1 protein-coding gene is annotated in these 218 nt (G+C 68.8%); it reads right to left on the bottom strand.

Annotation, left to right across the window (positions count from 1 at the left end; genetic code table 11):
- Positions 1-218 (bottom strand): transposase (locus BJP40_RS36380; protein WP_177204436.1); only part of this gene is annotated, 218 nt, incomplete at both ends.

Raw genomic sequence — 218 nt, 5'->3', positions numbered from 1 at the left:
CCAGGGACTTCTTCAGGTGGGCCCACACGCCTTCGACGGGGTTGAGGTCGGGTGCGTACGGAGGCAGCTTGACGATGGTGAGCCAGTCGCTGTTGCGGCCGCAGAACTCCCGCAGGGCCTTGGCGTGATGGGTGCTGGCGTTGTCCCACACCACGATCAGCGGGGCATCGCCGAGCTGCCGACGGGCGGAGGTGAGCAGGTCCACGAACGCGCGGGCC

This window comes from Streptomyces sp. CC53 (genome assembly GCF_001865245.1).
Taxonomy (GTDB): domain Bacteria; phylum Actinomycetota; class Actinomycetes; order Streptomycetales; family Streptomycetaceae; genus Streptomyces.
The sequence above is the reverse complement of the archived record's forward strand: the minus strand, read 5'-3'. Positions and strand labels throughout refer to the sequence as shown.